At 59.3% G+C, this 14,698-nt stretch carries 10 protein-coding genes and 4 tRNA genes; all 14 read right to left on the bottom strand.

Translation table 11 applies throughout. The features are described 5' to 3' along the window. Nucleotides 1–31: 31 nt before the first annotated feature. The 14 genes from rpoC to RVY79_RS15520 all read right to left on the bottom strand — a co-directional run bounded on the left by rpoC (nucleotide 32) and on the right by RVY79_RS15520 (nucleotide 14,487). Nucleotides 32–4,255 carry a DNA-directed RNA polymerase subunit beta' gene (rpoC, locus tag RVY79_RS15585; RefSeq protein WP_317465346.1) on the bottom strand — a complete coding sequence of 1,408 codons (4,224 nt, stop codon included), beginning with the start codon at nucleotides 4,253–4,255 and terminating at the stop codon, nucleotides 32–34. Between the two features lie 79 nt (nucleotides 4,256–4,334). Continuing rightward, nucleotides 4,335–8,411, bottom strand: coding sequence for a DNA-directed RNA polymerase subunit beta (gene rpoB / locus RVY79_RS15580; protein ID WP_317465344.1), 4,077 nt, complete (start codon nucleotides 8,409–8,411; stop codon nucleotides 4,335–4,337). Between the two features lie 227 nt (nucleotides 8,412–8,638). Continuing rightward, the gene (gene rplL / locus RVY79_RS15575) at nucleotides 8,639–9,013 is read right to left on the bottom strand and encodes a 50S ribosomal protein L7/L12 (protein WP_317465343.1); all 375 of its coding nucleotides are present in this window, start codon (nucleotides 9,011–9,013) and stop codon (nucleotides 8,639–8,641) included. Nucleotides 9,014–9,096: 83 nt separating this feature from the next. Then, entirely contained in the window at nucleotides 9,097–9,603 is a 507-nt protein-coding gene (rplJ, locus tag RVY79_RS15570; RefSeq protein ID WP_317465342.1) for a 50S ribosomal protein L10, read from the bottom strand. 261 nt (nucleotides 9,604–9,864) lie between these two features. Beyond that, nucleotides 9,865–10,557 (bottom strand): 50S ribosomal protein L1, encoded by a 693-nt coding sequence (gene rplA / locus RVY79_RS15565; RefSeq protein ID WP_317465341.1) that lies wholly within the window; start codon nucleotides 10,555–10,557, stop codon nucleotides 9,865–9,867. A gap of 2 nt (nucleotides 10,558–10,559) precedes the next feature. Continuing rightward, nucleotides 10,560–10,991 (bottom strand): 50S ribosomal protein L11, encoded by a 432-nt coding sequence (gene rplK / locus RVY79_RS15560; RefSeq protein WP_040239445.1) that lies wholly within the window; start codon nucleotides 10,989–10,991, stop codon nucleotides 10,560–10,562. 103 nt (nucleotides 10,992–11,094) lie between these two features. Then, on the bottom strand, nucleotides 11,095–11,628 hold the full coding sequence (gene nusG, locus RVY79_RS15555; protein WP_246900990.1) for a transcription termination/antitermination protein NusG: 534 nt from the start codon (nucleotides 11,626–11,628) through the stop codon (nucleotides 11,095–11,097). 8 nt (nucleotides 11,629–11,636) lie between these two features. Then, the gene (gene secE / locus RVY79_RS15550) at nucleotides 11,637–12,005 is read right to left on the bottom strand and encodes a preprotein translocase subunit SecE (protein ID WP_317465340.1); all 369 of its coding nucleotides are present in this window, start codon (nucleotides 12,003–12,005) and stop codon (nucleotides 11,637–11,639) included. 71 nt (nucleotides 12,006–12,076) lie between these two features. Next, nucleotides 12,077–12,152, bottom strand: a tRNA-Trp gene (locus RVY79_RS15545). Between the two features lie 125 nt (nucleotides 12,153–12,277). Next, nucleotides 12,278–12,352 (bottom strand) — tRNA-Thr (locus RVY79_RS15540). A 6-nt stretch (nucleotides 12,353–12,358) separates the two neighbouring features. After that, a tRNA-Gly gene (locus RVY79_RS15535) sits at nucleotides 12,359–12,432 on the bottom strand. 49 nt (nucleotides 12,433–12,481) lie between these two features. Next, nucleotides 12,482–12,565, bottom strand: a tRNA-Tyr gene (locus tag RVY79_RS15530). A 105-nt stretch (nucleotides 12,566–12,670) separates the two neighbouring features. Then, nucleotides 12,671–13,510 (bottom strand): type III pantothenate kinase, encoded by an 840-nt coding sequence (locus RVY79_RS15525; RefSeq protein WP_317465339.1) that lies wholly within the window; start codon nucleotides 13,508–13,510, stop codon nucleotides 12,671–12,673. Continuing rightward, complete coding sequence (locus RVY79_RS15520) at nucleotides 13,507–14,487, bottom strand: biotin--[acetyl-CoA-carboxylase] ligase (protein ID WP_317465338.1); 981 nt, start codon at nucleotides 14,485–14,487, stop codon at nucleotides 13,507–13,509. Before RVY79_RS15520 ends, RVY79_RS15525 begins: the two co-directional genes overlap by 4 nt. Between the last annotated feature and the right edge of the window lie 211 nt (nucleotides 14,488–14,698).

Raw genomic sequence — 14,698 nt, 5'->3', positions numbered from 1 at the left:
ACCCGTGGGCAGTGGGCTTGACGACCCACGCCTAGAGGTCTTCGTCGTCGGCGTCGAGCGCGGTGAGCTGCGCACCCAACTCCTGCTCGACATCCATTGCCGACGGCGCCTCCGCTTGATCACCGTCTTCACGCTTGCGACGCCGTTCGGCGTGGTGCGCCAGACCGGTACCCGCCGGCACCAGACGGCCTACCACGACGTTTTCCTTGAGGCCGCGCAGATAGTCGCGCTTGCCGGATACCGCCGCCTCGGTCAACACACGCGTGGTTTCCTGGAACGAAGCCGCCGAGATGAACGACTCGGTCGCCAGGCTCGCCTTGGTGATACCCAGCAGCAGGCGCTCGCACTTGGCCGGGAACTTATCTTCCTGGGCCAGGCGCGCGTTTTCCTCGAGGACGCGGACGTACTCAGCCTGATCGCCGGTGATGAAGGAGGAATCCCCAGCATCGGTGATTTCCACCTTGCGCAGCATCTGACGCACGATCACTTCGATGTGCTTGTCATCGATAACCACGCCCTGCAAGCGATAGACATCCTGGATCTCGGCCGTGATGTACTTGGCCAATTCCGCGATCCCGAGTAGACGCAGGATGTCATGCGGATTGCTGGGGCCATCGGAGATGACCTCACCTTTCTCCACCGTCTCGCCTTCGAACACGCCGATCTGACGCCACTTGGGAATGAGCATCTCGACCGGATCACTTTCTGCCGGCGTGATCGTCAAACGACGCTTGCCCTTGGTTTCCTTGCCGAAGCTGATCGTCCCGGTAACCTCAGCCAGGATTGCAGGCTCTTTCGGCTTGCGCGCTTCGAACAAGTCGGCGACACGCGGCAGACCGCCGGTGATGTCCTTGTTGCCAGACGCCTCGACCGGAATACGCGCGATGACCTCACCAACGCCCACCTGGGCGCCGTTTTCACCCGCGATAATCGCCTTGCCGGGCAGCATATACTGCACGGGGGTATTGGAACCCGGCAACGTGACGTGACCACCGTTGTCGTCGAGCAGCATGATCATAGGACGCTTTTCACGACCGGAAGCCGGACGGTTGGCACTCTCGATCACCTCGATGTTCGAAAGGCCGGTCATCTCGTCCACACTGCGGTGAATCGTGATGCCCTCTTCCATGTCACTGAACTGGGCCTTGCCCTCAACCTCGGCGACGACCGGGTGTGTATGCGGATCCCACTTGGCGACCGTCGCCCCACCTTCGACCATATCGCCGTCGCGCACCGATAGCTCGGCACCATACGGCAGCTTGTAGTACTCCCGCTCGCGGCCTTGCTCGTCAGCCACAGCTAGGGCGCTCGAACGAGAGACGACGATGAGCTTACCGTCATTGCGTTCGACATGCTTGATGTTGTGCAAACGTACCGTGCCACCGTGCTTGACCTGCACGCTGTCAACGGCCGAGGCACGCGATGCAGCCCCCCCGATGTGGAAGGTACGCATGGTGAGCTGAGTACCCGGCTCACCGATCGACTGTGCGGCGATGACACCGACCGCCTCACCGATGTTGACCTGATGACCACGCGCCAGGTCACGGCCATAGCACGACGAGCAAACGCCGTGTGCCGTTTCACAGGTAATGGCACTGCGCACGATGATCTCGTCGACACCCATGGTGTCGAGATCAGCGCACCAAGCTTCATCCAACAGGGTGCCGCGCGGGATCAACACATCCTCGGTCTGAGCATCGATGACGTCCTGCGCCACGACACGGCCCAGCACACGCTGCGCCAATGAGACGATGACGTCACCGCCTTCAATCACCGGATGCAGTGTCAGCCCCTCATAAGTACCGCAATCCTCTTCGGTAACGACCAGGTCCTGAGATACGTCGACCAGACGACGCGTCAGGTAACCCGAGTTGGCGGTCTTGAGTGCCGTATCTGCCAGCCCCTTACGCGCGCCGTGTGTCGAAATGAAGTACTGCAGGACGTTAAGGCCTTCGCGGAAGTTGGCAGTGATCGGTGTCTCGATGATCGAGCCGTCCGGCTTGGCCATCAAACCACGCATCCCCGCCAACTGACGAATCTGGGCGGCACTACCACGTGCCCCGGAATCGGCCATGATGAAGACGCTATTGAAGGAGTCCTGCTCAACCTGCTCGCCGTGACGATCAGTGACGGTTTCCTTCGAGATGCCCGCCATCATTGCCTTGGCCACCTTGTCGTTGGCCTTGGACCAAATATCGATCACCTTGTTGTACTTCTCGCCGGCGGTTACCAAGCCAGAGGAGAACTGGTCCTCGATTTCCTTGACTTCGTCTTCGGCCCCATCGACGATTTCTTTCTTCGAATCGGGGATGACGAAATCGTTGACCCCGATCGAAGCGCCCGACCAGGTCGCTAGGCGAAACCCGGTGTACATCAGTTGGTCGGCGAAGATGACCGTATCCTTGAGACCCGCACGGCGATAAACGGCGTTGATCAGGCCAGAGATCGCCTTCTTCTTCATCGGCTGGTCGACCAGCTCGTAGGGCATACCCTTGGGCAGGATACGGAACAGCAACGCACGCCCCACGGTCGTGTCGCGCAACGAGGTCGTAGTCGTACCGCTCAGCTCACCGCTTTCCTCGTTCCGCTCGTACTCGGTGAGACGCACCTTGACCCGCGCATGCAGCGACACGCTTTCGGTGCCAAAGGCACGCTCGACTTCCTCGAGGTTGGCAAAGACCATGCCTTCGCCCTTGGCATTGATCTTCTCACGGGTCATGTAATACAGACCCAGCACAACGTCCTGGGACGGTACGATGATCGGCTCGCCGTTGGCCGGTGACAGCACGTTGTTGGTGGCCATCATCAGCGTACGTGCCTCGAGCTGTGATTCCAGCGTCAGCGGCACGTGCACAGCCATCTGGTCACCGTCGAAGTCGGCGTTGTAAGCCGCGCATACCAACGGATGCAACTGAATCGCCTTGCCTTCGATCAACAGCGGCTCGAATGCCTGGATGCCCAAGCGGTGCAGTGTCGGCGCACGGTTGAGCATGACCGGGTGCTCGCGGATGACATCGGCAAGAATGTCCCACACTTCCGGCAGCTCGCGTTCGACCATCTTCTTGGCGGCCTTGATCGTCGAGGCATAGCCCAGCGACTGCAACTTGGAGTAGATGAACGGCTTGAACAGCTCAAGCGCCATCTTTTTGGGCAGACCACACTGATGCAGGCGCAGCGTCGGCCCTACGGTGATCACGCTACGGCCGGAATAGTCGACACGCTTGCCCAGCAGGTTCTGGCGGAAACGCCCCTGCTTGCCTTTGATCATGTCGGCCAGCGACTTCAACGGACGCTTGTTGGAACCGGTAATCGCACGACCGCGACGACCGTTGTCGAGCAGCGCATCGACCGACTCCTGCAGCATGCGCTTCTCATTGCGCACGATGATGTCCGGCGCGTTGAGATCGAGCAGACGCTTCAGGCGGTTGTTGCGGTTGATCACGCGCCGATACAGATCGTTGAGATCCGAGGTCGCGAAACGGCCACCGTCCAACGGCACCAACGGACGCAGATCCGGCGGCAGCACCGGCAACACTTCCATGATCATCCACGCCGGATCATTGCCGGACTTGTGGAAGGCTTCCAGCAGCTTCAAGCGCTTGGAGAGCTTCTTGATCTTGGTCTCGGAGTTGGTCTGCGGGACTTCCTCACGCAGGCGCTCGATCTCTTCCCCGAGATCGACATCATTAAGCAGCGCCTGTACGGCTTCTGCACCCATACGGGCATCGAAGTCGTCGCCGAATTCTTCCAGCGCCTCGAAATACTGCTCATCGTTGAGCAGTTGGCCACGCTCCAAGGTCGTCATCCCTGGATCGATGACCATGAAGCTCTCGAAGTAAAGCACGCGCTCGATATCGCGCAGGGTCATGTCCAGGAACAGGCCGATGCGCGAAGGCAACGACTTGAGGAACCAGATATGCGCCACCGGCGCAGCCAGTTCGATATGGCCCATGCGTTCGCGACGCACGGCGGCCTTGGTGACCTCGACGCCGCACTTTTCACAAATGATGCCGCGATGCTTCATGCGCTTGTACTTCCCGCACAAGCATTCGTAGTCCTTCACCGGACCGAAGATCTTGGCGCAGAACAGGCCGTCACGTTCAGGCTTGAACGTACGGTAGTTGATGGTCTCAGGCTTCTTGACTTCGCCATAGGACCAGGAGCGGATCAAGTCCGGCGACGCGAGCGTAATCTTGATCGCGTCGAATTCTTCGGACTGTGCCTGCGATTTGAGGACTTTCACCAAATCTTTCATGGGGTCGGCTCCGTAGCGGAGTTGTCATGAGCGGGGCCTCGTAAGGCCCCGCGGACCGTCATTCGTCAGCGTGAAACGCTTAGCCTTCCAGCTCGATATCAATACCCAGCGAGCGGATTTCCTTCACTAGTACGTTGAAGGATTCCGGCATGCCCGCCTGCATCGAGTGGTCACCGTCGACGATGTTCTTGTACATCTTGGTACGACCTTCCACATCGTCGGACTTGACGGTCAGCATTTCCTGCAAGGTATAGGCCGCGCCATAGGCTTCCAGCGCCCAGACCTCCATCTCGCCGAAGCGTTGTCCGCCGAACTGCGCCTTGCCGCCCAACGGTTGCTGGGTAACCAGCGAGTACGAACCAGTGGAACGCGCGTGCATCTTATCGTCGACCAAGTGGTTGAGCTTGAGCATGTACATGTAGCCCACCGTCACGGGACGATCGAAGACTTCGCCGGTCCTGCCGTCATAAAGCGCCATCTGGCCGGAATCCGGAAGGTTGGCCAAGCTCAGGAGATGCTTGATCTCATGCTCCTTGGCACCATCGAAGACCGGCGTGGCCACTGGCACGCCACTACGCAGGTTCTTGGCCAGCGTAATGATCTCGTCATCGTCGAGCGAATCGATATCCTCCTGGCGCGTCTCGGCGGTGTTGTACACCTGCCCCAAGAAGTCACGAATCTCCGCCACCTGCTGCTGACGCGCCTCGCGCAACATCTCGTCGATCCTCACTCCGAGCCCCCAGGCCGCCATGCCCAAGTGCGTCTCGAGGATCTGTCCGACGTTCATGCGCGAGGGAACGCCCAGTGGGTTGAGCACCACGTCGACCGGCTCACCATTGTCATCGAACGGCATATCTTCGACCGGCATGATCGACGAAATGACACCCTTGTTACCGTGGCGACCAGCCATCTTGTCACCCGACTGGATGCGACGCTTGACGGCCAGGTAAACCTTGACAATCTTGAGCACGCCCGGCGCCAGGTCGTCGCCCTGAGTCAACTTGCGCTTCTTGTCCTCGAAACGCTCGTCCATCTCCTTGCGACGATTTTCCAACTGCTCGTCGGCCTGGGCCAGCAGCTCGTTGAGCGACTCGTCCTGCATGCGCAGCTTGAACCACTGGCTACGCGGCAGCTCGTCAAGATAGGCCTCGTCAAGGACGTCACCCTTCTTGAGCTTGGGGCCTCCATTGACCGGCTGGCCGAGCAATGTGCGCTTGAGGCGCTCGAAGGTGGCTTCTTCGGCGATGCGATAAGTTTCCTGAAGATCCTTGCGCACCTCATCGAGCTGACTTTGCTCGATGGACAGAGCGCGCGCATCCTTCTCGACGCCATCACGGGTGAAGACCTGCACGTCGATGATCGTGCCTTTCATGCCCGTCGGCGCACGCAGCGAAGTATCCTTCACGTCGGACGCCTTCTCGCCGAAGATCGCGCGCAGCAGTTTCTCTTCTGGCGTCAGCTGGGTTTCGCCCTTGGGCGTGACCTTGCCGACCAGGATGTCGCCGGGGCCAACTTCGGCGCCGATATAGACGATACCCGCCTCATCGAGCTTGCCTAGTGCCGCTTCACCAACGTTGGGAATGTCCGAGGAGATTTCCTCGGCGCCCAGCTTGGTGTCGCGAGACACGCAGGTCAGCTCCTGGATATGGATGCTGGTGAAGCGGTCTTCCTCGACCACACGCTCCGAGATGAGAATGGAATCCTCGAAGTTGTAGCCATTCCACGGCATGAAAGCCATGCGCATGTTCTGGCCCAACGCCAGGTCACCCATGTCGACGGACGGGCCATCGGCCAGGATATCGCCACGCGCCACAGTGTCTCCCGGACGCACGATCGGACGCTGGTTCATGCAGGTGTTCTGGTTGGAGCGCAGGTACTTGGTGAGGTTGTAGATATCGACACCCGCTTCACCGCCGATGATCTCGTCCTCGTTGATGCGTACCACGATGCGCTTGGCATCGACAGAGTCGATCACCCCGCCGCGACGCGCCACGGCACAGACACCGGAGTCGCGGGCGACGAAGCGCTCCATGCCGGTACCCACCAGGGGCTTCTCGGCACGCAGGGTCGGCACGGCCTGACGCTGCATGTTCGAGCCCATCAAGGCACGGTTGGCGTCATCGTGCTCGAGGAACGGGATCAGTGCTGCGGCGACGGATACCACCTGACGCGGCGACACGTCCATCAGGGTGACCTTGTCGGGCGCCATGAAGGTGGTCTCGCCCCGATGGCGGACCTGGACCAGATCATCGACCAGCTTGCCGTTTTCGTCCACCGTGGCTGACGCTTGGGCGATGATGAAGTCACCTTCCTCGATGGCCGACAGATGCACGACTTCGTCGGTGACCTGACGTTCGTTCACACGGCGATACGGCGTTTCCAGGAAACCGTAGCTGTTGGTGTGGCTGTAGGTCGCCAGCGAGTTGATCAGGCCGATGTTGGGGCCTTCCGGCGTCTCGATCGGGCACAGACGACCATAGTGCGTAGCGTGAACGTCGCGCACCTCGAAACCGGCACGCTCACGGGTCAGGCCACCCGGCCCGAGCGCTGACACGCGACGCTTGTGCGTGACCTCGGATAGCGGGTTGTTCTGATCCATGAACTGCGACAGCTGGCTGGACCCAAAGAACTCCTTGACCGCTGCGGCAACGGGCTTGGCGTTGATCAGGTCCTGCGGCATCAGGCCTTCGCTTTCGGCCATGGAGAGGCGTTCCTTGACCGCGCGCTCGACACGCACTAGGCCGACACGGAACTGGTTTTCTGCCATCTCGCCAACGCAGCGAATGCGACGATTGCCCAAGTGGTCGATATCGTCGACGTCACCGAAGCCATTGCGGATGTTGATCAGTTCACTCAGCACATCGAGGATGTCCTGATTGTCGAGAATCCCGGAGCCCTTGTCCCCTTCGCGACGCAGACGACGATTGAACTTCATGCGGCCGACGCCCGATAGGTCGTAGCGGTCCTCGGTGAAGAACAAGTTGTGGAACAGCGTCTCGGCCGCTTCCTTGGTCGGCGGCTCACCGGGACGCATCATACGATAGATCTCGACCAGCGCCTCGAGTTGAGAACGCGTGGTGTCGATCTTCAATGTATCGGACACGAACGAGCCGGCGTCAAGATCGTTGGTGTACAACGTCTCGAGCGTGGTAATACCCGCCTGACCAAGCGTTTCAAGCAGCTCGGGCGTGATTTCCGTATTGCATTCGCATACCAGCTCGCCAGTATTTGGATCGACCTGATCCTTGGCCAGGGTCTTGCCAAACAGGTATTCCATCGGCACATCGAGACGCTCGAGGCCGGCTTTTTCCATCTGGCGGATATGCTTCTGGGTAATCCGACGCCCTTCTTCGACGATGAGGTTGTCCTCGCCGTCCTTGATATCGAAGGTCGCCGTTTCACCGCGCAGCCGCGACGGCACCAGCTCGACGCTGAAGCCTTTCTTCTCGATATGAAAGGTACTGGTGTCGAAGAAGGTCTCGAGGATCTCCTCGGCCCCCATGCCCAACGCGCGCAACAGCACCGTGGCCGGCAGCTTGCGGCGACGGTCAATGCGGACGTAGACGTTGTCCTTGGGATCGAACTCGAAATCCAGCCAAGAACCGCGATACGGGATGATCCGCGCGGAGTAAAGCAGCTTGCCGGACGAGTGGCTCTTACCTTTGTCGTGATCGAAGAACACCCCCGGCGAGCGGTGGAGCTGAGAGACGATGACACGTTCGGTACCGTTGACGACGAAGGTACCGTTTTCGGTCATCAGGGGGATTTCCCCCATGTAGACTTCCTGCTCTTTGATGTCCTTGATCGCCTTGTTGGACGAGTCCTTATCGTAGATGATCAAGCGCACCTTGACCCGCAGCGGCGCCGAATAGGTCACGCCACGCAGCTGGCATTCCTTGACGTCGAACGCCGGTGTGCCGAAGCGGTAGCTGACATACTCGAGAGCGGCATTGCCGGAAAAGCTCTCGATAGGGAACACGGACTTGAAAGCAGCATGCAAGCCGACGTCGAGGCGTTCTTCAATCGCCCGGTCCTGCTGGAGGAAGTCGTAGTAGGAATCAAGCTGAATGGCCAGCAGGTAAGGCACATCCATCACTTGTGGCAGTTTGCCGAAATCCTTGCGGATGCGTTTTTTCTCAGTGTATGAGTAAGCCATCTGTATTCCCCAGCTTGTTCACCTTGGGTGACCGGTGCGTGGTCGGCGCCGCCTGAAGGGACTTCCCATCAGGCGCTGACGGCAAGCTCTTACGAGAGCTCGCCGTCGGAATTCGTCTATCCAGACATGTGGCATTCTGGCTAGCAGCAACAGAAAAAGGCCGGCAGCGGGAATGCCCGCCGCCAGCCATGAAGCTTACGCAGCGCGTAAAGCCATGGTCACCGGAGTTACTTGAGTTCCACGGATGCGCCAGCTTCTTCCAACTTGGTCTTGGCTTCGTCGCCATCGTCCTTGGACATGCCTTCCTTGAGGGTCGCCGGCGCGCCGTCGACAGCTGCCTTGGCTTCCTTGAGGCCCAGACCGGTGATCTCGCGAACCACCTTGATGACGTTGACCTTCTTGTCGCCAGCGCTGGTCAGCACCAAGTCGAACTCGGTCTGTTCTTCAGCGGCTTCGGCTTCACCGCCGCCACCAGGACCAGCCACGACAGCAGCGGCTGCAGAAACGCCGAACTTCTCTTCCATCGCGGAAACTAGCTCAGCCACTTCCATGACGGACATTTCGGCGACGGCGTTGATGATATCTTCTTGAGTTAGTGCCATTGTCAGATTCCTAACTTTGCGGGAGCCTCGCCTCGCGAGAACTCATTGATACAGGGTGCGTGCCAGTGCGTTTCAGCCAGCCCTCAGGCCGCTTCTTCTTCCTGCTTCTGGTCACGCAACGCAGCGAGTGTACGAGCCAGCTTGCCAGCCGATGCTTCTTTCATCACGGAGAGCAGCTTGGCGATGGCTTCGTCGTGAGTCGGCAGCGTCGCCAGACGGTCAAGATCGGAAGCCGGGATGAACTCGCCTTCGTATGCCAGCGCCTTGACCTCGAAGTCCTTCTCACTCTTGGCGAACTCCTTGAACAGGCGAGCGGCAGCGCCCGGATGCTCATAGGAGAAAGCCAACATGGTCGGACCCGAAAACGTCTCGTTGAGGCACTCCCAAGGAGTACCTTCAAGGGCGCGGCGTGCCAGTGTGTTGCGCACAACACGGACTTGCACACCATTCTCGCGAGCCTGCTTGCGCAGTTCGGTCATGGCACTTACCGCCACGCCGCGAGAATCGGCAACGACGACGGAGAGCGCATCTTGTGCGGCTTCACTGACCTCGGCAACGATCGCTTTCTTGCCTTCGAGTGCTAGTGGCACAGTGATCACTCCTTCGTACCGGACACCTTATAAGGCATTCCGGTGGTTACCATCTCCCCCATCTTCGATTGCCACGAGAGGGGGCCGGGTGATGGTGCTCACCAGAAGACTGGCGGCACACCATCTGCGCAGGCGACTCTGAAGTCGATTAAGTCGATTCCCCTCAAGGAAGTGCGACACCTGCGGTCTTTGACGGTGCCCCGCCGTCACGCCTCGACGCTGCGCACGGGGACCGCAAAGTTACTGCCTGTTTACCGTAGCTCACACGAACGGCGTGTGGTCCACGGTCAACCCTGGCCCCATGGTAGTGGACAGGGTGATTTTCTTGAAGTAAACGCCCTTGGACGTGCTCGGCTTCAGACGCTTGAGGTCGCCGACCAACGCATCAAGGTTGCCCTTGATCGCACTGGCGTCAAAATCCACCTTACCGATAGCGGCATGGATAATGCCGTTCTTGTCGGTACGGAAACGTACCTGACCGGCTTTCGCGTTCTTGACCGCGGTGGCGACGTCCGGCGTCACGGTACCCACCTTGGGATTGGGCATCAGGCCACGTGGGCCGAGGATCTGACCCAACTGACCGACGACACGCATGGCATCGGGGGCCGCGACGACGACATCGAAGTCCATATTGCCTTTCTTGACGTCTGCTGCCAGCTCATCCATACCCACGATATCGGCACCGGCCTCTTTCGCGGCATCGGCGGCAGCGCCTTGCGCGAAAACGGCGACGCGAGTGTCTTTACCCGTACCATTGGGCATGACGGTAGCGCCACGCACAACCTGGTCGGATTTACGTGGATCGACGCCGAGATTGATCGAAACTTCGACGGATTCCTTGAACTTGACCGCAGACACTTCGGACAACAGAGCGACGGCATCTTCCAACGTATAGACCTTGGAGTTGTCGACCTTTTCCTGGAGCATCTGAGCGCGCTTGGTAAGCTTGGCCATGATCAGAGACCCTCCACGTTGAGGCCCATGCTACGGGCACTGCCTGCGATGGTGCGCACAGCCGCATCGAGGTCGGAAGCCGTCAGATCGGGCTCCTTGGTCTTGGCAATCTCTTCCAGCTGCTCGCGTGTCACAGTACCGACCTTGGTCTTGTTCGGCACGCCAGAGCCAGACTTGATTCCTGCCGCTTTCTTCAACAACACTGCTGCGGGCGGCGTCTTGGTGATAAACGTGAAGCTGCGATCAGAGTAGACCGTGATCACGACCGGCGTCGGGAGGCCCGGCTCGATATCCTGAGTTTCGGCATTGAACGTCTTGCAGAACTCCATGATATTGACGCCGTGCTGACCCAGCGCGGGGCCCACGGGGGGGCTCGGATTGGCCTTACCCGCTGCGACCTGCAGCTTGATATAGGCCTGTACTTTTTTCGCCATATTGGACTCCAGTTGGGTAATAACGCCTTGCGGCTCCCCGTTTCAACAAGACCCGAAGGTCTCTACGACATGCACCGGCTGCTACCGAGCCGGCGTCTTGAATTCAGTCTTTTTCGACCTGCGCGAACTCGAGTTCGACAGGGGTCGAGCGCCCGAAGATCAGCACGCTGACATGCAAACGGCTTTTCTCGTAGTTGACCTCTTCCACCACACCATTGAAGTCAGCAAAAGGCCCATCGACGACACGTACTGTTTCGCCTGGGTCGAAGAGCGTCTTGGGACGCGGCTTATCCGTGCCGTCCTGCACGCGGCGCAGGATACCATCGGCTTCTTTCTGCGTAATCGGTGCCGGCTTTTCCGGCGTACCGCCGATGAACCCCATGACACGTGGCGTCTCATTCACCAAGTGCCAGGTAGCATCGGTCATTTCCATCTCGACCAGCACATACCCCGGATAGAACTTACGCTCGCTCTTGCGACGCTTGCCGTCACGCATCTCGACGACTTCTTCGGTGGGCACCAGGATTTCGCCAAACTGGTCTTCCATGCCATACATCTTGACGCGCTCGTTGAGCGAGCGCATCACATGCTTTTCGAAACCGGAGTAGGCGTGGACGACGTACCAACGCTTGGACATGAAAACTCCTAACCTATGATGCCGGACATGGCCCAGCCGAGAAGCGTATCGATCAACCACAGCAGAATTCCGACCAGCAACACGGCTACCAGCACGATTGCGGTGGTCTGAATGGTCTCGGGGCGCGTCGGCCAAACCACACGCTGAATTTCTTTACGCGACCCACGCGCCAGCTCAGCCAGCGCGCGCCCCTTGGTGGTAGTCAAGGCAACCGCAGCAGCGGCCACACCAAGCACAACGACACCCAGAACGCGATAAAGTAGCGCTTGATCGGCAAAATAAGCGTTGCCTGCCACCGCCAGAACGACAAGAACGACGACGACCGCCCATCTAGCGACATCGAAACGCGACTCTTGCACTTCGGCGCTTTGTTTCATGGAAAGGAACTCCTAAAGGCGCGGCAAGCGTAACAAGAAATAATAAAGGAATAACCAGCGCTGAGGAAGGCTGGCAGGCCAGGAGGGAATCGAACCCCCAACCTGCGGTTTTGGAGACCGCTGCTCTGCCAATTGAGCTACTGGCCTATACTCTGCAACCTGGCGCTTTACTGATAGGCTTTTGCCACAGCGCGCGCCATGTTAGCTAACTACAACCAGGAAGGCAACCCAATTGTATCGCATCAAGGCGAGAAGCGAGCCTCGCCCAATAGTGGAGCTCATGGACGGATTTGAACCGTCGACCTCACCCTTACCAAGGGTGTGCTCTACCCCTGAGCTACATGAGCCTAACCTGGAGCGGGCAGCGGGGATCGAACCCGCATCATCAGCTTGGAAGGCTGAGGTTCTACCATTGAACTATGCCCGCCTACCCACTCTTGCTTGCGCTCTACAAGCTAGCGGTCAAGCACTTAAACTGGTGGAGGGGGAAGGATTCGAACCTTCGAAGCTTTCGCGGCAGATTTACAGTCTGCTCCCTTTGGCCACTCGGGAACCCCTCCAACGTGGCGACGAATTCTACGGCTTTTGAGAGCTGTGTCAAGCACTTAATTTACAATGCTTTTCTCTCTCCATGAGCCCGTCGACCCGAAACGCGCAGCATTGTGTCAAAGCAGCATTGAGAATGCAAGGCCGGCCCGGACTTTTTCCAGAGGCGGAACGGGAGGTGGCAACGGCGCGCCCGCCAGTCGCCCAGCGCGTTCTGCCGCGGTCAGCGGAAAGCATGTTTCAAGTCCTGCATAGACCATATCCGGCCATACCGCATGCGGGATACGCAGCCCTTGCGACACCACACGGGCATCGCCTCCAGTCAGGAGCAGCGGTAACGCGACGCCCTCGCGATCACACACCTCACTGTAAATACGATTGACGGCACTGACCGCTGACATGTAGATGCCGTGATTGACCGCTTCGACGGTATTGCGCCCAGGTGCCAGCAGCTCATCCGCCTCACTATCGGGATCTATGGCCACATTACGCGTCCCCAGCTTGAGGCTTTCCTTCATCAAACGCAGCCCAGGGATGATATAGCCGCCCAGATGATTGCCTCCGGGCAGCACGAAATCCATGGTGATCGCACTTCCGCAATCGACGCTGCAGCAACCCCCGGTCAACTGATAGCCGGCCAAAACCCCCATCCAGCGGTCGACGCCAAGCCGTCCGGGCTCATCGTAACCGCAACTGACACCGAGCGCCTCCGCCGTTGACCGCGCCACATGCACCACACCGACTTGGCGCCGGAGTAATGTCACGGTATCGCGCAACACGGATTCTCGCGCGACGCTCGAGATACGCACGGCCTCTACCACATCGAGATCCGGGATATCAGCACCGGGACGCCACTCCTCCCGCGTCCATACGGCACCACGTGAGCGGATTTCGCTACTGGCGACATCCTTTAGACGCCACTTCGACAGAGTGTTGCCTATATCGAGATCGAGAATCATGAGCGCGCGCGCAAGCTTATTTCACCACCGGCCAAGAGCCGGACGTCTCCATCCACACTGACTTGCAAATTGCCGGTGGCATCCACACCCTCGGCAACAGCCGTATAGGTGCGCCCACCCTGGGCGATATCCACCTCGCGCCCTGCATAGGCATTGCGACGATTCCAGGCATCACGCCACGGCTCGAAGCCATGTTGCTCGAAAAGAGGCAACATTCCCAGCAAGGCTTCTACCAGTGACGCGGACAGCGCATTGCGCGAAACGTCGGGCCTGACGTCATGTAGGGCGGCAACGGGCTGTTCCACGCGGTCTCGAGCCGATTCAGGCAAGGCCACATTGAGCCCGATACCGATGACCACCTCACAGGGCCCGGCGACATCGCCACTCACTTCCAACAGGATCCCAGCTAACTTCGCGAGATCGCCATTTCGTCGCAACAGCACGTCATTGGGCCATTTAAGCGCCACAGGCACGGAGAGGCTCTCGAGCACTTCGGCCAGCACCACACCCACGGCCAGGCTCAAGCCTTCCAGCGCAGACGCACCTTCATCGAAACGCCAGCCCAGCGAGAAAAGCAGACCGCTTCCCCAGGGACAGACCCAGTGACGACCGCGCCGCCCACGTCCATCACTCTGGCTCTCCGCAAGGCACACCTCGGCATGCCCTGCGCCCTGCTGAAAGCGCTCGCGCAGAAAGGTGTTGGTTGAAGGCAACGCATCTTCGACGAAAAGGCGGGTCAAATGATGACGCGGCTCTGCAGGCAGGCGCTCGATGATCGCCGGCCCGGACAACAGGTCCAGCGGCTCGGTCAAGCGATACCCCTGCCCTTTCACCGCTTCTAACTGCAATCCCATTTTCTCCAGCTTCTTGAGCTGCTTCCAGACTGCCGTACGTGAAACGCCCAGTTGCTCGCCCAATTGTTCGCCGGAGTGATACTCACCGTCGCTCAGTAAACGGATCAGATCACCAATCGTCATTCCGATCGTCCCCGTCGGGAAAAACGTCATTCTATCGAAATGCGCCCCGCTGGGGGAGCATAGCCGACCAAAGCGCAACGAATTGACTGATCGACGACTGCTGATCGTTCGCTGAACGATCCCGTATCTTTTTGCGGCCCCAAACGACAACACCCCCGACCAATGGCCGGGGGTGTCGAAATAAATGCCTGACGATGACCTACTCTCGCAT

It is taken from the genome of Chromohalobacter sp. HP20-39, from assembly GCF_033052815.1.
In the GTDB taxonomy this organism is placed as follows: domain Bacteria; phylum Pseudomonadota; class Gammaproteobacteria; order Pseudomonadales; family Halomonadaceae; genus Chromohalobacter.
Note: the sequence above shows the minus strand (reverse complement) of the source record. Positions and strands in the feature narration are given on the sequence as shown.